Raw genomic sequence first — 23,124 nt, 5'->3', positions numbered from 1 at the left:
ATATGACCGTTGTGACTCCATTTTTATCTCGTCCATTGCTCTCGCTGCCATTGCTATTTGGGCATAATTAAATGGTGATTGAACCTAGTCCCTCCCTTTGCTTTTAAGCCGTTAACCTGCATACGCAAAGTCGTCAGATCTCCCTTTTTATAGGAACCGACATGGCCTATCGTATTGTTAAATTGTTTAATATTGATGGTGGCATCAGGGTGAAACGCATACAATGCTTCAGCAAATTTTATTACGCTCTTTTGCAACTGCTGGAGGCGTGTACCATATGTCCCATATTTTTCATCCATACTCCCACTAGTATCTAGAACAAACGTATAGGCAGGAGGCTTGGCCGCATAGGGAATAAAAACATGCGGCGTCACCTCTACTTCGTTTTCATCTAACCGTTTTTGCGCATAAAATACTTTTTTCTTTTCAAATTGCTCTGCATCACATAACAATAATGGGGCTTCCCCATCAATTAAAACGAGTTCCTCGCGATGATCTTTTAAAAATTCTTTAACATTGAACTTTAGAGTTTCCCCGTCAAGCTTTAAGTACTTATAAGTCAAGGAGCCAAACAGAGGCGCATAGGCTATGGAGGGAAGCTTGATGTCCAGGTATTCTTGCTCTGCATCGAGCGCAAAATCAAGTTCTAAAATAGGTAACAAGGCCCGTAATGATCGTTTGTTCTTTTCAGTCATTTGAACATTCACGCAGGTAGCCGCATCAATTTCAGCATTCAGTAAATCATTCAGGGTGAAGCGTTGAACGGCAGGTTTTGTTTTACCTGTTTGAAGCAGTGCTTGTATCTCTCCAGCAAAATTTTCAGCCTCTTCCTGTGAGGCTGGCTTCAAAATAACCAGTTCATCCTTGCAGCTAACTTCAGCCTTGCCCTCATCTTTCTTTCCTACCTTAATACCCATGTCTTGAAGTAACGCAATCATGTTTTTTGTGCGCAAAGCATTATTAGCAAGTTTCATATCCTTTCCCTTTTTTAGTTAATAATAAGTACACTTTTGTCGCCGATGATACACAGAAACAAGAAGGAAAAACAGACAGTTTAGAAGCTCTTTTTACAAGCTAGTAAAAATATTTTCAAGAATTTCTATTGGCCGGCTAGTCATGGCGACATTCCTTAGGTATAGCTTCGAGATTTTCAAACAGAGCCCAGAACGTTTGGCCAAGGCCTAAGGTTTTCCCGCGGGAAAGCATTTCACAAACCAGTGAAAAAATAATTAGCTAGATGGATTTCCGTTGCGCAGAACTCTGACAAAACCTGTCCGCGCAAAGAAAGTGATTGGTATTTTATAGGTTAGTTTGCGGCGTTTTCTTGATTACTGTGCGATAGGCATTCAAATTCATGAGTAACTCCGCTTCAGCATTGGAAAGATGACAACTACCAATTATCTCTTCTTTATCCCCGCCCATTTCTAATATACGCAAAGCATGTTGATAACTACCGTCGTTATCACGCTTATTTTCTAGCGCCTGTAACTGATTATCCATACTCACAAATTGCCGATTTATTTCATTGAGCTGTTTAGCAAACACTAAGTCCGCATTCACTAACAAACTGTGGTGATGTTGATATTGCGTTATCTCTTTACTTAATGCAGCCACCTGCTGCCTTAAATCAGCCAGGTGCTTGTGATAATGGAGAATAAAGCCCAAAAAAAGCACGCCAACTATTATTCCAGTACAGAAAATTATCATGGGTTTTCCTTATTATTATCCTTATTAGGTGTTTCCGTTTGGCTATTACCAACTACATTGCCTTCTTTGCTCTGTGTTTGCTCGTTATCAGCAGCCTCTTTGTCAATCTTATAGCTCATTTCCGGATTGAATAGCCGTGGTACTGTCCTGTCTTTGGCAATAATCAGGCTAACACGCCGGTTCATGGCGCGTCCCTCTTCTGTACCGTTATCGGCTACTGGATACTGCTCCCCAAAACCTGTCACTGTAATACGACTCTGATCCACCCCAAAAGTTGTCAAACAACGAGCCACCGAAGCTGCTCTTGCTGAAGATAATTCCCAATTTGAAGGATATTGCGGTGTATTAATGGGGACATTATCTGTATACCCTTCCAGAGCAATTGGATAAGGGAGTTTGCGTATAACGTCAGCTAATTGCATCAGTTTCACCACAGCAATGGGTCGTAAGTCCGCACTACCGCTGTCAAACAAAGCGCCTGCTTTAATATCCAGCTCAATCCAGCCATCTTGTGGATTCATATGGTAATCAGAATCTTGTAAATCAGACAAGGCTTTGATTAATTCATTAAATTGATCCTTTTCCTGAATAGGGTTCTCTAATGCACTTTTAGCTTCTTTTCGTGAGGCAATTTCAGCCACGGATTGATGCTGCCCCTTTTTGGTAAACGCAGAATGCATGCCCTCAGCTAACGATTTGTATTTGGACACATTCACTGAGGAAATAGCGTACATAACGACAAAAAAAGCAAAGAGCAAAGTAATGAAATCAGCATAGGATACCATCCAACGGTGGGTGTCTTCATGAGCTACAGCTTTACTTTTTCTTCCGCGCATGCTGATGATGTTGTCCATAATTGTTTAACTTCAAGTTTAGCATATTTGGACTCTCACCGCTTGCCATCGAAACCAGACCCTCAACAATCATTTCATCGTGATGTATTTGATTTGCAATACAACTTTTGATTTTATTTGCGATAGGTAGAAACATTAAATTAGCCAAACCGACCCCATAAATAGTTGCTACGAAAGCCACCGCAATACCAGCCCCCAATTCACTGGGTTCAGCTAAATTACGCATCACCTGAATTAAACCAAGTACAGCCCCCAAAATACCAATTGTCGGGCTATAGCCCCCCATACTTTCAAACACATGGGCCGCACGCAAGTCTTGCTCTTCGCAGCGTATCATTTCCGCTTCCAGTACTTGCCTTATTGTTTGTTTGTCTACGCCAATTACTAAAAGCTCGAGACCCTGACGCATTAAGGGGTTTTTCTCCCTTTCCATGTGTTCTTCCAACGAGAGTAAACCAAATTGCCTTGCGCGCCGGGACAAATCAATTAACTGCTCACGACTCCTATCAAAAGGTTGTTGTGGCGGCCGAAAAATCCACGGCAGAATTCTGAATGCATGAATAAACGTCCGGAAGGGTGTTTGGATCATCACAGCCCCCAGGGTGCCGCCAAGGACGATCAGTAAAGCAGGCAAATTCATCAGGGAGTGGATATCGCCACCCTCAATCATCTGGCCTATGATAATCGCCAAAAACGCTGTAATTAAACCAAGTAAGGTCAACCCGTCCATAATTTCTTTGTCACTCCGATAAGCGAGACCGAATGCGAAGCGTTGCCTGGCTATGAATTTGCGAGACACGGGATTCACTTACCCCCAACACTTCGCCAATTTCTTTTAAATTCAAATCTTGTTCATAATACAAGGACAATACTAAACGCTCATTCTTCGGTAATCCTTCAATAACCTGACCCAAGTGGCTAATCAAATCATCATGTAAGGCATTAATGTGGGGTTCTGTTGAAGCATTGCCTGTCTCAGCTTTTAAACTATCATCTGTTACACCAATATCATCGAACCCATACAGCTGGCTTCCCGCTGAATCTTTGAGCATCTCATGGTATTCATCAAGGCCTAGTTTGAGCTCGGCAGCTATTTCATGATCTTTAGCATCTCGTCCTAAACGGTTTTCGACGTTTTTAACTGCCTCGGAAATCATTCGCGCATTACGATACACTGAGCGTGGCACCCAATCATTACGGCGAACTTCATCCAACATATGTCCCCGGATGCGGATTCCCGCATACGTCTCAAAAGAGGCGCCTTTGGTTGAATCATAATGCCTGACTGCCTCCAGCAGCCCTAACATACCCGCCTGAATGAGATCATCAAGCTGCACAGAATGCGGTAACCGACCCAGTAAATGATGTGCTATACGCTTTACCATTAACGCATGTGTTTTAACTAATGCTTCCTGGGTTTGTTGGTTCACCTTGCCGTATGCTGCCAAAGCATCCACGACGTTCTCCTTAGTGTTTCTATCTGAAATCACCCTTTTCAGTGTTCGCCAGCCACTAGACGCTCAAGAAAAAAGCTGGTATTACCTCCCAGCGATTGCTTCAGTGGCCAATCCTCAACCGTCTCAGCTAATTGTAGCAGTGCTTTTGCCGCATGCGAGTCAGGATAAGCAACAAGCACTGGTTTTTGTTTTTTTACTGCTTCATGGACTCGTTCATCAAAAGGGATAGCCCCCAAATAATCCAGGCGCACATCTAAAAACTGTTCTGCAACACGGTAGAGTTTGTTAAATAATTCCCGGCCTTCACGGGTAGAGCGCACCATATTGGCCAGTACATGAAAATGACTCCAGTTATAACGCTTGGACATGACTTTGATGAGCGCATAAGCATCTGTAAGTGACGTAGGTTCATCACAAACCACTACAATGATTTCTTGCGATGAGCGGGCAAAACTTAAGACCGTGTCGGAAATTCCTGCCGCAGTATCAATTATCATGTAATCGACATCATCAGTCAGTTCATTAAATGAATCTATGATGCCAGCATGCTCCGCGGGACTTAATTGTGTCATGTGCTCTGTTCCTGATGCGGCCGGGATAACACGAATCCCACTCGCATCTTGCAACATAATGTCACTGAGATGACAAAGTCCCTGCACCACATGCGATAAATTATATTTGGTGTGCAGGCCCAGCATAATATCAATATTTGCCAAACCTAAATCAGCATCCAGTAGAAGGACATTTTTATTTTTCTTGGCTAAAGCGACTGCGAGATTGACAGATACATTACTTTTGCCAACACCGCCCTTCCCTGCTGACACAGCAATCACTTTAACCGGTTTAGAACGGGATAAATTACGAAGTCCTGCTGCCTGATCCAATATCTTTTTAGCCTTCGACATAAATCCCCCTTGCAACATCAGTCTTAAGTTCGTTGCTATTGCTCAGATTTACTTTGCGTTCCTGTTCCATAAATTGCTCAAGCAATTGATGCCGGGTAGCCACTTTAATGTCTTCAGGTACTCGCTGCCCATTCGTTAAATAACTTATTTCGATGCCTGTTTCTGCGATTGCACTTAATACCCCACCTAAAACGAAGGATTCGTCCAGCTTGGTAATTATGCATTGCTCAATTCGATCGCGCTGATAGCAACTAATGGCTTCATTTAAAACCTGGTAATGGCTCGTAGCTGGTAAAACCAACACTGTCGATATGGAATGCAAACGGGAACTCAATAGATTCATCTGAGTCGCCACACGCTCATCGGCTGGATTCATTCCTGCGGTATCAATGAGAATTAATTTTTTATCGTTCAGTTGTCTGATAACCCGACTCAAAGAGACATCATCTTGAGCCACGCATACCTGGACACCCAAAATTTTCCCGTAAACCATCAATTGCTCATGGGCAGCAATCCGGTAAGTATCCATGGTTACCAACCCCAAATTTTCAGCACCAAAACGCAGAACAAAGCGAGCGGCAATTTTTGCCAGTGTGGTTGTTTTTCCAACACCAGTGGGTCCAACAAAGGCGTAAATTCCGCCTTCCTCGATCCGTCGTGAATCACGAATCGGCAAGGCATCTGAAAAATAGCCAAGCAATTGTTGCCAGGCACGCTGTTGATTAAGACTTGGATTAACTTTGCTGACTAGAAGAGAAGCGGTATGTTGACTGACCCCTAACTGCAATAATTTTTGCATGAGTACGGTATGCAAAGGCTGTTCCCCATGCCCGGTATAACCTCGTAATTGCGCCTCTAACATACCCCGCAAAGTTTGAATTTCCTGCCGCATATCATCCAGAGGCGATGAAATATCTTTTCCTCCGGCTTGACCAGCTGGCTCCATGCTCGCCACCGCAGCAGTTGCCGTGATGACTGACTCATCAAAATCGACGGCAGCAACTATTTCAACCCCACCTTCAACACGACTACTGGATAAGATCACTGCATCAGGACCGAAGGTCGTTTTGATTTGTTGCATTGCACTACGTGTATCCTTGGCAACAAAACGCTTTAATTTCATAAGGCCTCCACCTTATTAGCCTACAGTACCAATAATCCGTATCTGTTTGTTATCAGGTATTTCCTGATACGATAAAACATGTAGATTATTGGAAATATTACGCACAAAACGTGCCAAAACAGTTCGTATTCCAGGTTGTACTACCAGTACAGCCAACTCTTGTTTCGCCTGCTGCTGAGCGGCAAGCTGCATCAAGGATTGTTGTATTTTATCTGCCATTCCCGGTTCGAAACTCACCCCATGACTACTGTTCTGAATAGTATTTTGCAATAACTGTTCCAACTCGGGTTTTAGGGTGATAATTGGCAATTCTTCATTTAAACCACTAATTTTTTGCGTTATCAGACGCGATAAGGCAACCCTGACCTGACTGATGAGGTAATCAGGATCTTTGGATTTTGGCGCAGCTTCTGCCAATGTTTCGACAATCGTGCGAATGTCTGATAAAGGAATATGTTCAATCAGTAAACCTTGTAAAACTTTAGAGACCGCACCAAGCGATAAAGTATCCGGCACTAATTCTTTTACCAATTTTGGAGAGGTAGTTGCTAATTTATCCAATAATTGCTGGGTTTCTTCATAACCCAGTAACTGTTGGCTATTTTGCTCAAGAATTTGACTTAAGTGTGTTGCAACCACGGTGGATGCATCTACAACCGTATAACCGTAGGTAAGCGCCACCTCTTTTTGATTCTCGTTAATCCATACTGCCTCCAAACCAAAGGCTGGATCACGGGTTGGTTGACCATCTAACTCGCCAAATACCTGTCCTGGATTAATAGCCAACCATTTTTCACTAAAAATAGCCGCTTCGCCCATAATGACGCCCGCCAAACTAATACGATAATGATTGGGCTTAAGATCAAGATTATCACGTATATGAACGGTTGGAATAAGGAAACCAAGTTCTTGGGATATTTTTTTCCGTACCCCTTTAATTCGCGCTAACAATAAACCACTTTGTGAGCTGTCAACCAGGGGAATAAGACGATACCCTACTTCCAGGCCAATCACATCAACAGGGTTTACATCGTCCCAAGACAAATCCGATGCAAGCGGTTCATTGATTACATTGGCATTGCTTTCAACAGCCTTGTCATCCTTGGCTTTTTGTTTATTTTGTTTAATCAGCAAGAAGGCAATCCCACCCAAACCTGCTGCTAATAGTAAAAAAGCAATATGAGGCATACCGGGAATTAAACCAATAAGACCTATAATCGCAGCAGCAATGATGAGGGAACGAGGATTGCCAAAGACTTGCATCATCACTGCATTACTCATATTTTGTGCAGTTGATACACGGGTGACCATAATAGCTGCCGCGGTAGATAGAACCAGAGAAGGAACTTGCGCTACCAGACCATCACCGATAGTCAGTAAAATATAATTATGCAAAGCATCCATGAACCCCATATCATGCTGTAAAACACCAATTATCAAACCACCAATAATATTAATCAGTAAAATTAAAATACCTGCTATAGCATCCCCGCGTACAAACTTACTGGCACCATCCATGGAACCATAAAAATCAGCTTCCTGCGCTACTTCCAAACGGCGATTAATGGCTTGCTCCTGAGTAATTAAACCAGCATTAAGATCAGCATCAATCGCCATTTGTTTACCGGGCAATGAATCAAGGGTAAAGCGCGCACTTACCTCTGAAACACGTCCAGCACCTTTGGTTACAACCACAAAATTAATGACTACGAGGATAATAAATACCACCAAACCCACAGCATAATTCCCACCAATAACCACTTCACCGAACGATTTGATAACCTGTCCCGCAGCATCTGTGCCCGTATGACCATTCAGTAAAACAATACGCGTCGATGCCACATTCAAGGCCAGACGCAATAAAGTTGTAATAAGAATTACTGTAGGAAAAACAGCAAAATCGAGCGGCCTTTCACTATAAATCACCGCTAGTAATACCACTAAAGACAACGCAATATTAAAGGTAAATAAAATGTCGAGAAAAAATGCCGGCAGAGGCAACATCATCATGCTCAACATAATGATGAGCATCAACGGTGTACCCAACCCTTGCTGCATCCATTGACGTATAGTTTGTAAAATCGCATTCATCAAAGATTCTCCTCAGCATTCCGTTTTAGCTCATCAGGAATGAGCAAATCTTGTAAGATAGCCGGCTCTCTTTCATAGTTCCGCTTATCATTAAGTTGAAAAATATAAGCCAGGACTTGTGCTACAGCGACATAAAGACCCCTGGGAATTTCTGCGTTTAAATCAGTAGAAAAATAAATAGCACGTGCCAGAGGTGGTAATGTTAATAAAGGTACGTCATTGGCGAGAGCGACTCGACTAATTTGCAACGCAATCAAATCCTTCCCTTTTGCTATTACTACCGGAGCCCGATTGCCATTTTGTTTATAACTTAATGCGACTGCATAATGTGAGGGGTTAGTAAGCACTACATCTGCCTTCGGTACATCACTCATCATTCGCCGTTTTGCCATTTCTTGCTGCGTACGCCGAATATGACTCTTAACCTCCGGCTTACCCTCCGTTTCCTTGTATTCATCCTTAAGTTCTTGTTTAGTCATTTTTAATTGCTTGTTGTGTTCATGTAATTGAAAAGGCACATCCACAAGGGCAATAAAAATAAGACTGGCACTAATCATCAGAAAAGAAATTGCGACAATCATTAAACCACTGCCAACTGCCCCAGCCAGAGGAAAGCCAGCCAGAGCAAGTAAGGCAGGAATCTGCCATCGCAACACCAAAATAGCGATAATAGAGAGCAATAGAAATTTCGCCAATGACTTAACCATTTCCACCAAACCTTTCAGTGACACCATTCGCTTTAAACCTTTTAACAGGCTTAAACGCGATAGTTGAGGTTGTAGGGATTCAAGGCTAAAAACCCAACCACCCATTAAAAGCGGCGCACTCAAAGAAAATAGAAGGATGAATAACAGAATGGGTAAAGCAGCCCAAAATCCTGCTGTCACCAAAAAATAAAGTCTCTCCAAAGTTAGATTTGGCGTTGTTAAAATGGAGCTGTTAAAGTCAAAAGATTGACGCATCATCATCATGAATTGCTCAGATAAGTAATGGCCAAAAATAAGAAAACCCCCTCCAGAAAATAGTAAAATCACGGTTGCATTAAAATCTTTTGAACGTGCAACCTGGCCTTTTTCACGTGCTTCCTTTAAGCGTTTAAGCGAGGGCTGTTCGGTTTTTTCCTGTGCCTGTTGTTCGTCTTCAGCCATCAGTGCAATAATCCTATAATAAGTTGCATTCCCTGCTCCAAACTATCGGCAATTTGTGCCGAAACACCTGGTAAACTGATACGGATAATCACTATTCCCATTAGCAACGTAATAGGAAAACCCATAGAAAAAATATTTAATTGCGGTGCCACCCGAGTCATTACACCAAAAGCCAGATTGACAATCAGCAGCGACAAGATAGCTGGTAAGGAAACTAATACGGCTTCTTTAAACATCCATCCAGAAAAAGTCAGCACTGAGCCTATTGCAGACAAACCAACCCCTATTGTACCTACGGGCATTTGACGAAAGCTGCTTAACAGCGCATCTAGCACGGCAAGATGGCCATTCAGTGATAAAAACGTCAAACTCATCATCATTAAATAGAGCTGGCTGACTAAAGGCACACTTGCTTTACTTGCCGGATCCACCATGGTGGCAAAACCTAATCCTGCTTGCATGGCAATCACCTGCCCACCAAGAACAAAGACTTGAAAAACCAATTGCAAAACAAATCCCATTAACAAACCGAGTAATAGTTCATGCACAATAAAGGCTACATAGGCACTGTTAAAATGTAAAAAACTAAGGCTTGTTGAAATTGCTGGCGCACATAAAAAAGCCAAAGTCATGGCAAAAACAAGTCGGATTCTCATCGGTACAAGCACGGAAGAAATCAGCGGCATAGTCATAAATAAACCACTAATACGTAGTAAAGGCCAAATCACCTGGCTAAACTGACTAATCACAGTTTGATAGTTTAGATTCATGATTAGCCTATCAAATAGGGAATGTTAGTAATCAAATTATCGGTATAGTTCATGATCGTTTTTAATAACCACGGTCCAGCAAAAACCAATACCAAAAAGGTAATAAATAGCTTAGGAATAAAGCTTAAACTCATCTCGTTAATTTGAGTCGCCGCCTGGAACATGGCAACCAATAAACCAACAATAAGTCCTGGAATAATCAAGACGGTCAGCATGATAATCATTACATATACGCTTTCACTAAAGAGCGATACGACTGTTTCAGGCGTCATGAGCCCCTCCTACGTTATGGCAAAACTGGATGCCAGTGAGCCCAACACGAGTGTCCAACCATCTACCATGACAAACAACATAATTTTGAATGGTAAAGAAATAATCAATGGCGATAACATCATCATCCCCATTGCCATCAACACAGAAGCCACGACCAAATCAATGATTAGAAACGGCAAAAATAAAAGAAACCCAATCTGAAAAGCTGTTTTTAATTCGCTGGTAACAAAGGCAGGAATCAAAACAGTCATAGGTACATCGGTCGGTGAAACATAAGATTGATTACTGAATTTTTGAAAAAGCGACAAATCATTTTTACGTGTCTGATTCAGCATAAAAAGGCGCAAGGGTTCCTGAGCCTTTACCATTGCTTGTGGAAACTCTATTTTATCAGCAAGATAAGGTTTTAAGGCCTGTTCATTAATTTGATTAAAAACGGGCGACATGACAAAAAACGTCATGAAAAGAGCGATGCCTATCAAGATTTGGTTTGTTGGAGTTTGGGCCATACCAATAGCCTGTCGTAAAATGGACAAAACAATGATGATGCGTGTGAATGCGGTCATTGCCATTAATAAACCTGGCAAGACGCTTAACAACGTCATAAAAATTAATATTTGTAAGTTAACGCTGTACGTCTGGCCACCGCCTGGTGCTTGAGAAACGGTCACAGCAGGCAAAGAGGTAGTCGCTGCCTGAGCCAGCCAAGGCCCTAAAAACAGGCCCAGAAAACAAGTTAGGAGAAGCGTTTTTTTCATCTTAAGACTTACCCAGCGCTGTTTTGAGAAACGCAGTAAAGGATGCCTTGGATTCGGCTTCAAAACCTGCAGGTAGTTCTTCTCCAAAATCATGCAACGTATTAATACTTCCTGAAGCTACGCCCAACAGTAAAATGCGATTTCCTACCTTCACCAACATAATTTTTTCCCTTGTCCCCAAGTTCATATAGGCAATGATTTTAAATCCACTTGTATTCGCTAATCCTGCCCCATTTAAACGCCGCAATAGCCAGGATAGAAAAACAATCACCAGGACTACCAGTAATAATCCACCAATTACACGCATTAACTCCCCACTACTAATTGCTGCAGCCTTAGAAGATAAGGTGGCAGCCTCAGCAGTTAAGGGTAATAAATTAGCGAGGAATAGAAAAAAAGAAATTCTCATCGTAAACGCTTGATTCGTTCTGTTTTACTAACAATATCAGTCAGACGCACACCGAATTTGTCATTGACTACTACTACCTCTCCATGAGCAACCAGCGTACCATTCACTAAAACATCCAAGGGCTCACCAGCAAGGCGGTCTAAAGCAACAATTCCCCCTTGATTAAGTTGTAACAAGTTGCGTATTGTCATTTTGGTACGTCCAATTTCAACAGTCACTACAACAGGAATATCTAAAACCAACTCCATTTTTTCCGCATCAGCATCCTGTGGTGCGACATTTGGTTGTTGGGCATTCGCAGTTACTTCTGTTTCCGTTTGATCGCTCATTCAACTCCCCTAATAATTTATTTTCTTTATAATTTTTACTGCTCTTTTATCATTAGCACTGCCCTGTGTAGCGGTAAAACTAGGTGTATTTTCAATGTCTAAAGTCACTATCTCTTTCATTTCCAAGGGAATGAACTCGCCTGCCTGCCAACTCATAACTTGGCCGAGGCTAGTATGGGTTTCTGCCATCGCTGCACTTACTGTTAACTCAACTTCCATCAACTCTTCTCGTAAAGACATCATCCAGTTTGGATCAATTTCATCATCCGGCCGGGCCGCCCCAAGTTCTAACTGTTGTTTGATTGGTTCAACCATGGAATAAGGAATAACGAAAGAAAAAGAACCCGACTCTTTACCAAAATCCAGATTGAAACGACTAACTAATAACAACTCATTAGGTTCACCAATATGAACCAATTGCGGGTTAGTCTCATCCCCGACCTTTAATGCATCCAATTTAATAATCGGAGCCCAAGCCTGCTGAATATTACGAACCAATTTGCTAATAATAATTTCCATCACTCGCAGCTCTGTAGCAGTAAAGTCTGTGCGATCTTTTTGCGCAAGAAATTGCGAACTACCACCAAAATAATAATTCACCAGATCATAGACAAACGTGCTATCAAACAGGATTAGCGCTTTACCACGCAAAGGTTTGAAACGACGTATGGTCATTAAGGTAGGGTTGGGTAAACCACCCATAAATTCTCGATGTTTAACAATAGCTAAAGGCTCTTGTTTAATGTCAAAATCCTTCGCCATCAATTGATAAATATCATTTGTAAAAAATCTGGCAGCTCGGTCATGAATTTTATCAAGAACTGGCAATTCACCACGAACAATTCGTTCTTGATTAGCAAAATTAAGAACTTGCACATGCTCAGTCGGCCGACTCAGGCTCTCAGTAGGTTCGTCCTCTTCGTCTTCGATGGCTGCAGGTGCAGCATTAGCGCCAGCAGCTGCTGCGGAATTTTCCTCACTATCTACTGAATTTAGCAGTGCATCAATTTCTTCCTGCGATAAAACGTCTTTTTCAGCCATAGCCATCCTGTCTTAAAAGTAACTCTATAAGTCATTAAAACTTATAGCTTTAACTCCTTAAGCAAAGTACGTGCCAGTTAATAAATTTATTTATTATCAATAAGATATTAGATTATCTTTAGCTTATTTGGCAGCTAAAAAAAACATTGTCAACTATTTGGCATAATCTGTCTTGGTCGGTGACTAAAGATCTGGCGCTGGCAAATTCCTTTTATTCCGATTTGTTTTTTAGGGCTAATCCAATAATTACACTTCTTAAGAAAATGTGCCAAACTTAACTTTCAATTGCCTTTAGTGATCAGACATGCTCAGCAAAAACAAACGGCTTTCCAATTTCAGTCACGCTATACAAACTACATCGGATTGTTTTCGCCCTGATAATGAACAGCAAATTCAATCTCTATTGACCGCCAGGGATAACCTTCTCGCGCGCGGTAATGGTTCGAGCTATGGTGATTGTTGTCTTAACAACGATGGAGGCATTGTTGATACAAGGCGGTTGAATCACTTCCTGTCCTTTGATGAATTATCAGGCGAGTTGGTCTGCCAGGGAGGGGTCACATTTGCGGAGCTTTTTTTAGTGCATCCACACTATATTCCTCCTGTTATACCAGGTACTTTGCGTGCTACGGTAGCAGGCGGTATTGCCAATGATGTCCATGGTAAAAACAACCCTCATGCGGGTAGTTTTGGCCAGCATTTGAACTGGTTGGATTTGCAATTAGGGAAGCAATCTTTACGCTGCAGCCCTGCTGAAAATAGCGATTTATTTTATGCCACCATAGCCGGCCTGGGCTTAACAGGCATTATCACACGTGTTGCCCTGCAAATGCTTAAGAAATCCCCTTTTGTAGCAGTAGAAACTGAAAAATACAGTGAGTTCGAAACCTTACTCCAACGCATGCAACAAGGCGGTTGCCAATACGATTATCAAGTAGCCTGGCTTGATTTACTTAATGAACCCCACGCTGTGTTATCCCTTGCTAACCATACCGAATTGGAAGCCCCAGAGTCACTGTCACATTTTAGTATACCTAAATTACCCGTTCGCCTGGTCAATCGCTGGGTAATGAAACATTTTAATCGCTATTATTTCAAGAGCAAGAAAACAAACCGGCAAATTCTATCCCTCCGCCAGTTTAATAACCCACTCGATTCCATTCAACATTGGAACCGTCTCTATGGCAACCAGGGACTATTACAGTTTCAAGCAATATTTGACAGCAACACAGCCCACAACACCTTAAATCAATTACTCGCAATCATTCATACCAGTCAGGCAACACCAACCCTAGCCGTGCTGAAATACTTGACGCAAGCGGGTAGTGGTTTATTGTCCTTTGTGCGACCAGGGTTTACTTTGGCAATTGATTTTATTAACAATCAAGCAGCACAAGAAGTCATTCGCAATCTGAATGAATTTATTACCAAGATCCAGGGGAAAATTTATTTGGCGAAAGATATGTTCTTGACCCCACAACAATTCCAACAACAATACCCCAATCATGAGCAATTTAAGAAATTATTAATCCATTACAAAAGTGTTATGCACTCTGATCTTAGTCATCGTTTAGGACTCACATCATGACCATAAAAACCTGGGTCATCTTAGGCGCGACCTCCATCATCGCTGAAGAATTTGCACATCTCGCTGCTCAAGCCGGTTATACACTATTGCTGATTGCTCGAAATCAAGCACAGCTGGAGGTTATTAGTGCTGATATACGCTTGCGCCATCATATTCAGTGTGATTTTCTGATTGCCGATTTTGCCGGTGACCTAACGCATTTAACAGAAATTTTAAGTCAACACCCAAATGAGTTAGCTCTATTTATCGCCTATAGCCATATTGTAGAAAACAATGCCTTGGATGCTCATAATATAGAAGAATTAATTAAAATTAATGTTTTGAGCACGGTTCAATTGATTAACTGTTATTTGCGCAAACAACAGGCTACTCATCAGTTGATTTTCTTAAGTTCAGTAGCCGCCTGCCGAGGCCGAGCCAAGAATAGCCTTTATGGTGCCAGCAAAGCCGCTATTGAAATTTATCTGGAAGGTTTACAACAGTCAGCAGAAAACGATACAAAAATTACTATCGCCCGACTAGGTTTCATTGATACAGTGCAAACTTATGGGATAGCAGGCATTTTTTATGCTTCACCGCCCAAAGCTTGTGCTGAAGCCTGTTGGCAGGCCGCCAAAAATGGAAAACGCCTGTTTTATCACCCTTTTTTTTGGCGTTATATCATGGCCATCATTCGCTGCCTGCCCTCTTTTCTTTATAAGAGAATGTCCTTTTAGCTTTGTCACTTAAATAGCCGTATCGTCGGCAACACATTATGAATAAGCCCGAAAAACTGGAGGATATAAATAATTAGTACAATTAAAACCAAAAGGTTAAGCAAGCTTTTAATTGCACCGGGCATGGGTATAAACACATTGACTGCCCATAAAATCACGCCAAACACAATAATGATGGCAAAGAGATTAAGTAAGTCGCTCATGAATTTTCCCTATCAATAGCTTCACTCCTTATTTTAGTCTAAAAATAAGCACTTAATATCAAAATTTTTCTTTCGATAGCGCTCTTGCAGCCCTCTTCACTGCGATGGGACTACAATAAATTTAAAAACAAATTGACAACATTCTATTTATATTATTTTTAATTACTTAAAGCGACAATGAAAGTGTCCTTATTTGACCAATCGATTAATTATTCCCAAGATCTTTATCGAATCATCCGGGGCATAAAGATTCACAGGATTTATTTGATGATTAAGTAGTGGGCCTTTAAATTGGGAGACTGCGAATAGTATCGATATACAAATTCACCCGGCAGCTCTGCTCGCTCATTTTTTACTTGTTTTTTCGCGTAACAGATCTCTAATTTCAATCAGGATCGCTTCTTCCTTACCAATTTTTTCTTCAGTCTCTTCCTGCTTTTTCTGCAGTATGTTAATGAATTTAATGGCAACAAAGATCGCAAAGGCAATAATTGTAAAATCAATGATGGTCTGTAAAAAGGCACCCCATTTAACTACTGCTGCACCAATTTTAAAGGTTTTATCAGTAATATTAATGCCACCCATTAAGAGACCGATAATGGGCATGATAATCCCATCGACAAGTGAAGAAACAATTTTACCGAAAGCAGCGCCAATTACGACGGCAACAGCAAGATCCATCACATTGCCGCGCATAGCGAATTGTTTAAATTCACTAAGAAAACTCATAATTAACTCCTTTAATTACAAATTACCGCTTTCTCTTAAAGTACAATGCCAATCCACAATGGCAGCATTTGCTTGAGACAAAACCAAGATTGCATGGGAAAACACACAATCTTGATCTGCTTTATAATTTACTCGCAGCGACCAAACATTCCTGTGCTACATTCACCGGCATGATTCGTGATTCATCGCGACTATCATCTTCAAGATGGAAAACGCTATGTAACTCACGTACACCCTCATCAAGCATGGCGGTATCAATGAGGACTGAGAGTTTAATTTCTGAAGTCGCAATCAGTTGTATATTGATACCCTTCGAAGCAAGGGTTTTAAACATGATTGAGGCTACCTCTGGATGACTCTTAAGGCCCGAGCCCACAAGCGACAACTTAGCTAGATTACTGACACCTACCACATCACCGGCGCCTAATTCCTTAGCTACTTTACGCAGTTGTTTCAAGGTCGCCTGGTATTCATCACGGTGGACAGTAAAGGTAAAATTGGTTTTATTATTAGCCGATAAATGCTGTACGATCATATCGACATTCACACCAATTGCACTAATTTCGGATAAAATACCAGAAGCAATACCTGGCGCATCAGGTACCCCCGATAAAGTAACCTTGGCTTCATTACGGCTAAAAGCAATGCCTGTAACCAGAGGCGCTTCCATACTGCTCTTTTGCTGATAGGTAATTAAGGTTCCAGGTCCTTCCTGTGATGAAGATAGAACACGCAAAGGAATATTATATTTACCGGCAAATTCAACGGCACGAATTTGCAAAACTTTTGCCCCTAAGCTGGATAGCTCCAACATTTCCTCAAAGGTAATCTGCTCTAAACGCTTAGCATCAGGTACAACCCTGGGATCAGTTGTATAAACACCATCCACATCAGTATAAATCTGGCATTCATCTGCTTTTAAAGCAGCAGCAATAGCTACTGCGGTTGTATCCGAACCACCACGGCCTAAAGTCGTCACATTGCCATCTTTATCAATGCCCTGAAAACCAGCAATAACCACAACGGTACCTTGCTCAAGATCTTTGAGGATCGGCTGGGTATCGATTGCCTGAATACGTGCTTTTTTAAATTGGCTACAGGTATGAATTCTTGCCTGTCCGCCCGTATAAGAACGAGCACTAATGCCGCGATTAATTAAGGCCATCGCCATCAAAGCCATAGACACTTGCTCGCCAGTAGCAACAAGTGCGGCATACTCTCTTTCATCTGGGTATTCACTGATACTATGCGCTAAATTAATGAGTCTGTCCGTTTCCCCACTCATTGCTGATACAATGACTACCACACTGTGGCCTGCTTGCTTTGCTTTTGCCACTAAATCCGCTGCATGGTTAATATGTTCTAGCGTAGCAAGCGACGTTCCCCCGAATTTTTGCACTAATAATGCCATTTCAGCGCCCCGTCTTTTTTATGTTAACCCACGTGCTCAACAATCATGGTCTTAATCTGGGCAATCTTTTCTTCCAGATCATCCGGAACACGTCCTCCACCCTGGGCCATATCATCACGGCCCCCGCCCTTGCCACATAAATGTTTTACCAGCATAGCGGCGGTTGGCACTCGGCCCAAAATATTCTTGCTCACTCCGGCAACAACGTTCATCTTCTCCTGTTCAATAGCAAACAACACAATGACAGCCTGATCCAAACTGGATTTCAATTGATCTAAAGTTGTCCTCAACGCTTGACTGTCCATGCCATCCAATTGCTTCACTAATAAGTTAACGTCATTTACGGCCTGAACTTGAGAAAGCAGATCAGTACCGGATTTTGCCGCCAACTTGGCCTGCAAGCGTGTTAATTCTTTTTCCTGCTGTTTTGCATCATGCAAAAATTGTGACAATTTATCAGAGACATTGGCTGGGGTTGTTTTAAGTTTTTGCGCAACTTCATCCAAAATCCCCAATTGCTCGTTAATCCAAGCCTGAGCGTAAGCACCAGTTACCATTTCTATACGTCTTACACCACTTGCCACACCGTATTCTGCTGTGATTTTGAACAAGCCAATATCACCTGTTCTTGCCGCATGGGTGCCGCCGCATAACTCTTTGGAGAAATCCCCTAAAGAAAGTACCCTTACAGCATCACTGTATTTTTCACCAAATAACGCTACAGCCCCACTGCGCTTTGCCTCATCAAGCGACATAATCTGAGTCTCAACTTCATCGTTGGCACGTATCCTATCATTCACCAAATTTTCCAGTTGGCGTAACTGTTGGGAGGTTAGTGCTTCAAAATGTGAGAAATCAAAACGTGCCCGTTCAGCATCAACCAGTGAACCTTTCTGTTGAACATGAGGACCAACAATAGCTTTTAAGGCTGCATGTAATAAATGAGTTGCCGTATGATTTAAGCGGATTGCATTCCGTCTCGCAGAGTCAACTTTGGCATTAATTGTTTGCCCAATAGACAGCTCCCCCTGCAACAATTGGCCGTAATGGACAATTGCTTGCCCCACTCGCTGGGTATCCTCTACCTGGAAAATAAGGTTATCGCCCAGAAGTTGACCACGATCACCAACCTGACCGCCGCTTTCGGCATAAAAAGGCGTGTTTTCAAGAACCACAGCTGCTTTACTGCCTGCCGTTAATTTATCTACTTTAACGCTATCGCAAAGCATAGCGGTAACCGTAGATTGCATACTGTCTTTTTCGTAGCCATGAAAGACTGATGCTTCATCCAATTGGCTTGAAACTGAGTAATCCGTAGTAAACTGACTTGCTGATTGCGACAACTCGCGTTGTTGTTGCATGGCCTGATTAAAACTAGCCATATCAATGGAAAGCCCTGATTCGCGGGCGATATCCGCTGTTAAATCCACGGGAAAACCATAAGTGTCGTACAGTCTAAACGCCATTTCACCCGGAATTGCTTTTCCTTTCAGAGTTTGAATTTTCTCCTGCAGCAAACGTAAACCTTGCTCAAGTGTCCGAGCAAATTGGTTTTCTTCCTGCGCTAAAATACGTTCTATCTGTTTTTGGTTATTTACTAACTCAGGGTAAGCCTCGCCCATGACGGTAATGAGAGCCGGAACCAATTTAGAGAAAAACGGGGTAGGTAAACCCAGCTTATTGCCGTGACGAATTGCGCGGCGAATAATACGGCGTAAAACATAACCTCGACCTTCATTCCCGGGCATTACACCATCAGCAACCAAGAATGAACAGGCACGAATATGATCGGCAATCACTTTTAACGAAGGATGCTCCGGATTAATCGTAGGTGGAGCCAGTTTGCAGATCGCATGAATTAAATACTGGAAACTATCGATATCATAATTACTATGTACTCCCTGGACCACTGCCGCGATACGTTCAAGTCCCATACCAGTATCCACAGAAGGCTTAGGCAAAGGATGAAGCTGGCCCTCCTTATCGCGATTAAACTGCATGAAAACCAAATTCCAGATTTCGATGTAACGATCACCCTCTGCTTCAGGCGTTCCCGGAGGTCCGCCGGCAATCTCAGGACCATGATCATAAAAAATTTCTGTACAAGGGCCACAGGGACCAGTATCACCCATAGACCAAAAATTATCTTTTTCACCACAACGAGAAAAACGCTCAGCGGAAACCCCGATTTCCTTCAACCAGATATCGGCTGCTTCATCATCATCTTCATAGACAGTAACCCATAACCGTTCACTCGGTAATTTCAACACCTTGGTCAGAAACTCCCAGGCAAATTGAATCGCTTCACGCTTGAAGTAATCGCCAAAACTAAAATTACCCAGCATTTCAAAAAAAGTATGATGTCGTGCCGTATAACCAACATTTTCCAGATCATTATGCTTACCACCAGCCCGAACGCATCGTTGAGAACTGGCCGCGCGGCTGTAAGAACGTTTTTCCAAACCCAGGAAGGTGTCTTTAAACTGCACCATCCCCGCATTTGTAAATAACAAAGTTGGATCGTTTCCAGGCACAAGTGGACTCGACTCAACTATCTGATGGCCTCGTGCAGCAAAATAATCTAAAAATGCTTGTCTGATTTCTGAACTTTTCATGCTCTTAGAATCTACTGGTTATTATTACAATATAATATCTGGAGTTGGCTTGGACAAACCAAACCCCTCTCCTCACCCATTCACTTACCTTTCCCAGGAGCTGTTGACACTTCGCTAGCTTGAGTGTTTATGCCTTGATTTTCGAGCATTGCAGCGGAACATACATGATAGTATGAGAGCAACGAAGCACAGAAAATCAAGGCATCAGTGCCAAGATAGTAGAAATATCAATAGTTCCTAAATTTCTTTCATAACTCTAGCGATAACATCGGTGGGAAATCCACGGTACAATAAAAAACGCTGCCGTTTTTGTAACTCGGCAAAAGAAACCTGATCCTGCTTTTTATATTTCTTATGCCATACAGCTAAGGCATGATCCAGCCAATGATCTGCTTCCCTTACCAAAATTTCATCAATCAATTCGGACTCAACGTGCTTGGCTTGCAACTCCTGATGAATTTTAAGAGGACCACAGCCTTGACGGATACGAGCATGACATACAGCCTCAACAAAACGACGATCACTCTGAAAACCAAGGCGCTGACATTCGGCAATTGCTTCATTAATTTCCTGCCGATTATAACCTTTTTGTGCCAATTTATCTGCCAATTCGCGTGCACCATGCTCGCGCCTGGCAAGCAGGCGCATTGCACAGTCCAAGGCTTTAGTCATCCATAGACTCACTAACTTCTTCAAATTCTTCTACAGGCGGCTTTTTAGTTAACAATTCTGCTCTGATTTGTTGCTCCAGGGTCGCAGCAATTTGTGGATTCTCTTTCAAATACAAGCGAACATTGTCTTTACCCTGACCAATTTTTTCGCCTTTATAACTGTACCAAGCTCCAGATTTTTCAATGAGCCCTAACTGTGAGCCAAGATTGATAATTTCACTCTCACGAGAAATTCCTTCATTATAGAGAATATCAAAGTCAGTCGTTTTGAAAGGTGGTGCCACTTTATTTTTAACGACTTTCACTCGGGTTTCGCTACCTAAAACTTCTTCACCTTTCTTAATTGAACCTACGCGTCGGATATCTAAACGCACAGAAGCATAGAATTTCAATGCGTTTCCACCTGTAGTCGTTTCAGGATTACCGAACATGACACCAATTTTCATACGAATCTGGTTAATAAAGATCACCAATGTATTGGAGCGTTTAATATTTGCAGTCAATTTACGCAAGGCCTGCGACATCAATCTAGCCTGCAAACCAACATGAGTATCACCCATTTCCCCTTCAATTTCGGCTTTAGGAGTCAATGCGGCGACAGAGTCGACAATAATAACATCCACTGCAGCAGAACGAACCAGCATATCCGTAATTTCTAAAGCCTGCTCACCGGTATCTGGTTGTGAAACCAGTAGCTCATCAACATTCACACCGAGTTTGGCCGCATAGCTGGGATCCAGCGCATGTTCAGCATCAACGAAGGCAGCAGTACCACCCTTTTTCTGGCACTCGGCAATAACTTGCAGAGTCAATGTCGTTTTACCTGAGGATTCGGGACCATAAATTTCAACAACTCGCCCTTTGGGTAAACCACCTATACCTAAAGCAATATCCAACCCTAATGAACCCGTTGAAATGGCTTCAATATCACGCACAGCATTATTATCGCCCATACGCATTACTGAACCCTTTCCAAATTGACGTTCAATCTGAGCAAGAGCGGCACTTAATGCTTTTTGTTTATTGTCTTCCATAGGTCACCCACCGTAGTAGTATGCAAAGCGCAAATTATCACACAGATATGGGTCCGCAGCAAACTTAGAATTAGCCTAAATTTAAGTGCGAGTGCTCCCCTCTCCTAAGGCTCTATGGCAGACCTTAGCATGAACAATGAGAACTTATTTTGTTGTTTGATTTAACAAAGAAATTGCACCTTGTAATGCGCGTTGACAAGCAAGATGGCGTATTTTTTGCCGCGATGCATTTTGAAAATGGCAACGTCGGCTTTGTACCGGTAAATTTGCCATAGCCCAGGCAAAACAAACCGTTCCTACCGGTTTTTCCGGACTACCCCCGTCAGGGCCAGCAACTCCAGTTACTGATAAGGTAATATCAGCACGACTACGTGATAAAGCCCCACAGGCCATCGCTTCAGCAACAGGCAAACTCACGGCGCCATTGAAATGGATTAAGGATTCTTTAACACCTAACATATCCTGTTTGGCCTGATTGCTATAAGTAACAAATCCTCGATCAAACCAAACCGAGCTTCCCGGCAACTCCGTAAGTAAACCGGCAAGTAAACCACCGGTACAGGATTCAGCCGTGGCAATTCTTAAATTCCTTTCCCGTAATATATCGGTCAAATTAATAAGCAGATGCTCTAGGTTATCCATTTTGGATCTCGATTTTCTTTAAAAAAAACCCCGCAAGTCACAGCGGGGTTTTGAATTCTATATAGAAACTATTATTAATTTTGTTGTTCAGCAGGCTTGTTAGCATCGCTAGGTGCAGTTGTATCAGTTGTACTGGCTGGCTGAGTTTGTTCTACAGTAGTTGCAGCATTGTCTTCTGCTTTTTTCTCTGCTTTATCACCGCAAGCAGACAGTAAAACTGCTAAACATGCAGTAACTGCCAGAAGGGCTAAACGTTTCATAATCATTCTCCGTTGTTGATCGTTAGGAATATTTCCCTGTCTAGTCTAACAAAAATTTACCTTAAGTGAAGAACTTACATCTCATTAATGTAAAATTTACCTTTATAAAGATAAAACACAATTTTACAAGCTAATTTTATGCCAGTATTCAGGCTTGCTAAATACCTAATTACCGTAGGTCTGGTGAAATTCTGAAGCTTCTTGTTCTTACTATAGGCATCATCCTGTTGCCCGGTGAAGTTGACTTTAATGACTCCGAGTTATGCTATGATTCTCGTTTTTACAGTTCCCGGTTTCCTATGGAGTTATGCTCGAATCTGGTGTATGTGAAAAATAAATTAGGTGGCGTATCCTGTTGATTGTTCGCCAAGAACATAATCAACAAAAGGA

Annotated in this window: 25 protein-coding genes; 2 read left to right on the top strand and 23 right to left on the bottom strand. The window is 42.1% G+C overall.

The window, feature by feature from the left end:
• Positions 1 to 53 precede the first annotated feature (53 nt).
• From Lfee_RS04300 to fliM, 15 genes are all read right to left on the bottom strand, one after another.
• Positions 54 to 974 (bottom strand): VWA domain-containing protein, encoded by a 921-nt coding sequence (locus Lfee_RS04300; RefSeq protein ID WP_058444227.1) that lies wholly within the window; start codon positions 972 to 974, stop codon positions 54 to 56.
• Between the two features lie 325 nt (positions 975 to 1,299).
• On the bottom strand, positions 1,300 to 1,707 hold the full coding sequence (locus tag Lfee_RS04295; protein WP_058444225.1) for a DUF2802 domain-containing protein: 408 nt from the start codon (positions 1,705 to 1,707) through the stop codon (positions 1,300 to 1,302).
• The gene (locus tag Lfee_RS04290; RefSeq protein WP_064088344.1) at positions 1,704 to 2,543 is read right to left on the bottom strand and encodes an OmpA family protein; all 840 of its coding nucleotides are present in this window, start codon (positions 2,541 to 2,543) and stop codon (positions 1,704 to 1,706) included. The genes Lfee_RS04295 and Lfee_RS04290 overlap by 4 nt, the downstream gene beginning before the upstream one ends.
• Positions 2,524 to 3,291, bottom strand: coding sequence for a flagellar motor protein (locus tag Lfee_RS04285; protein ID WP_058444223.1), 768 nt, complete (start codon positions 3,289 to 3,291; stop codon positions 2,524 to 2,526). The genes Lfee_RS04290 and Lfee_RS04285 overlap by 20 nt, the downstream gene beginning before the upstream one ends.
• Before the next feature lie 10 nt (positions 3,292 to 3,301).
• Positions 3,302 to 4,018, bottom strand: a complete 717-nt coding sequence (locus Lfee_RS04280) for an RNA polymerase sigma factor FliA (RefSeq protein WP_058444221.1) — start codon at positions 4,016 to 4,018, stop codon at positions 3,302 to 3,304.
• Between the two features lie 38 nt (positions 4,019 to 4,056).
• Entirely contained in the window at positions 4,057 to 4,923 is an 867-nt protein-coding gene (locus Lfee_RS04275) for a MinD/ParA family protein (RefSeq protein ID WP_058444219.1), read from the bottom strand.
• On the bottom strand, positions 4,910 to 6,046 hold the full coding sequence (gene flhF, locus Lfee_RS04270) for a flagellar biosynthesis protein FlhF (RefSeq protein WP_058444217.1): 1,137 nt from the start codon (positions 6,044 to 6,046) through the stop codon (positions 4,910 to 4,912). Before flhF ends, Lfee_RS04275 begins: the two co-directional genes overlap by 14 nt.
• A 15-nt stretch (positions 6,047 to 6,061) precedes the next feature.
• Positions 6,062 to 8,137 (bottom strand): flagellar biosynthesis protein FlhA, encoded by a 2,076-nt coding sequence (gene flhA, locus Lfee_RS04265; RefSeq protein WP_058444215.1) that lies wholly within the window; start codon positions 8,135 to 8,137, stop codon positions 6,062 to 6,064.
• The gene (gene flhB / locus Lfee_RS04260) at positions 8,137 to 9,285 is read right to left on the bottom strand and encodes a flagellar biosynthesis protein FlhB (RefSeq protein WP_058444213.1); all 1,149 of its coding nucleotides are present in this window, start codon (positions 9,283 to 9,285) and stop codon (positions 8,137 to 8,139) included. The genes flhA and flhB overlap by 1 nt, the downstream gene beginning before the upstream one ends.
• On the bottom strand, positions 9,285 to 10,055 hold the full coding sequence (gene fliR, locus Lfee_RS04255; protein WP_058444211.1) for a flagellar biosynthetic protein FliR: 771 nt from the start codon (positions 10,053 to 10,055) through the stop codon (positions 9,285 to 9,287). The genes flhB and fliR overlap by 1 nt, the downstream gene beginning before the upstream one ends.
• A 2-nt stretch (positions 10,056 to 10,057) precedes the next feature.
• Positions 10,058 to 10,327, bottom strand: a complete 270-nt coding sequence (gene fliQ, locus Lfee_RS04250) for a flagellar biosynthesis protein FliQ (RefSeq protein WP_058444209.1) — start codon at positions 10,325 to 10,327, stop codon at positions 10,058 to 10,060.
• A 9-nt stretch (positions 10,328 to 10,336) separates the two neighbouring features.
• Complete coding sequence (gene fliP, locus Lfee_RS04245; protein ID WP_058444207.1) at positions 10,337 to 11,086, bottom strand: flagellar type III secretion system pore protein FliP; 750 nt, start codon at positions 11,084 to 11,086, stop codon at positions 10,337 to 10,339.
• Between the two features lies 1 nt (position 11,087).
• Positions 11,088 to 11,495 (bottom strand): flagellar biosynthetic protein FliO, encoded by a 408-nt coding sequence (fliO, locus tag Lfee_RS04240; RefSeq protein WP_058444206.1) that lies wholly within the window; start codon positions 11,493 to 11,495, stop codon positions 11,088 to 11,090.
• Positions 11,492 to 11,824 carry a flagellar motor switch protein FliN gene (gene fliN / locus Lfee_RS04235; RefSeq protein WP_058444205.1) on the bottom strand — a complete coding sequence of 111 codons (333 nt, stop codon included), beginning with the start codon at positions 11,822 to 11,824 and terminating at the stop codon, positions 11,492 to 11,494. The genes fliO and fliN overlap by 4 nt, the downstream gene beginning before the upstream one ends.
• 9 nt (positions 11,825 to 11,833) lie before the next feature.
• The gene (gene fliM, locus Lfee_RS04230) at positions 11,834 to 12,865 is read right to left on the bottom strand and encodes a flagellar motor switch protein FliM (protein WP_058444204.1); all 1,032 of its coding nucleotides are present in this window, start codon (positions 12,863 to 12,865) and stop codon (positions 11,834 to 11,836) included.
• 304 nt (positions 12,866 to 13,169) lie between these two features.
• Here fliM and Lfee_RS04225 point away from each other — a divergent pair, with 304 nt between their 5' ends.
• On the top strand, positions 13,170 to 14,453 hold the full coding sequence (locus tag Lfee_RS04225) for an FAD-binding oxidoreductase (protein ID WP_058444203.1): 1,284 nt from the start codon (positions 13,170 to 13,172) through the stop codon (positions 14,451 to 14,453).
• The gene (locus Lfee_RS04220; RefSeq protein ID WP_058444202.1) at positions 14,450 to 15,169 is read left to right on the top strand and encodes an SDR family NAD(P)-dependent oxidoreductase; all 720 of its coding nucleotides are present in this window, start codon (positions 14,450 to 14,452) and stop codon (positions 15,167 to 15,169) included. The genes Lfee_RS04225 and Lfee_RS04220 overlap by 4 nt, the downstream gene beginning before the upstream one ends.
• Before the next feature lie 5 nt (positions 15,170 to 15,174).
• Here the strand turns inward: Lfee_RS04220 and Lfee_RS04215 are convergent, their stop codons facing one another.
• From Lfee_RS04215 to Lfee_RS04180, 8 genes are all read right to left on the bottom strand, one after another.
• Positions 15,175 to 15,372, bottom strand: a complete 198-nt coding sequence (locus Lfee_RS04215) for a Thivi_2564 family membrane protein (RefSeq protein ID WP_058444201.1) — start codon at positions 15,370 to 15,372, stop codon at positions 15,175 to 15,177.
• 345 nt (positions 15,373 to 15,717) lie between these two features.
• On the bottom strand, positions 15,718 to 16,101 hold the full coding sequence (mscL, locus tag Lfee_RS04210) for a large-conductance mechanosensitive channel protein MscL (RefSeq protein WP_058444199.1): 384 nt from the start codon (positions 16,099 to 16,101) through the stop codon (positions 15,718 to 15,720).
• Positions 16,102 to 16,222: 121 nt separating this feature from the next.
• Positions 16,223 to 17,512: an aspartate kinase gene (locus Lfee_RS04205; RefSeq protein ID WP_058444197.1), complete on the bottom strand. Its 1,290-nt coding sequence runs from the start codon at positions 17,510 to 17,512 to the stop codon at positions 16,223 to 16,225.
• Positions 17,513 to 17,535: 23 nt separating this feature from the next.
• Positions 17,536 to 20,127 (bottom strand): alanine--tRNA ligase, encoded by a 2,592-nt coding sequence (alaS, locus tag Lfee_RS04200; RefSeq protein ID WP_058444195.1) that lies wholly within the window; start codon positions 20,125 to 20,127, stop codon positions 17,536 to 17,538.
• A gap of 237 nt (positions 20,128 to 20,364) precedes the next feature.
• Positions 20,365 to 20,799, bottom strand: a complete 435-nt coding sequence (gene recX, locus Lfee_RS04195) for a recombination regulator RecX (RefSeq protein ID WP_058444193.1) — start codon at positions 20,797 to 20,799, stop codon at positions 20,365 to 20,367.
• Positions 20,792 to 21,832, bottom strand: a complete 1,041-nt coding sequence (gene recA, locus Lfee_RS04190) for a recombinase RecA (protein ID WP_058444192.1) — start codon at positions 21,830 to 21,832, stop codon at positions 20,792 to 20,794. The genes recX and recA overlap by 8 nt, the downstream gene beginning before the upstream one ends.
• A gap of 144 nt (positions 21,833 to 21,976) precedes the next feature.
• Positions 21,977 to 22,474, bottom strand: coding sequence for a CinA family protein (locus Lfee_RS04185; RefSeq protein ID WP_058444191.1), 498 nt, complete (start codon positions 22,472 to 22,474; stop codon positions 21,977 to 21,979).
• Positions 22,475 to 22,548: 74 nt separating this feature from the next.
• Positions 22,549 to 22,734 (bottom strand): hypothetical protein, encoded by a 186-nt coding sequence (locus tag Lfee_RS04180; protein WP_058444190.1) that lies wholly within the window; start codon positions 22,732 to 22,734, stop codon positions 22,549 to 22,551.
• Positions 22,735 to 23,124 lie beyond the last annotated feature (390 nt).

This window comes from Legionella feeleii (assembly GCF_001467625.1).
Taxonomy (GTDB): Bacteria; Pseudomonadota; Gammaproteobacteria; order Legionellales; family Legionellaceae; genus Tatlockia; species Tatlockia feeleii.
Note: the sequence above shows the minus strand (reverse complement) of the source record. Positions and strands in the feature narration are given on the sequence as shown.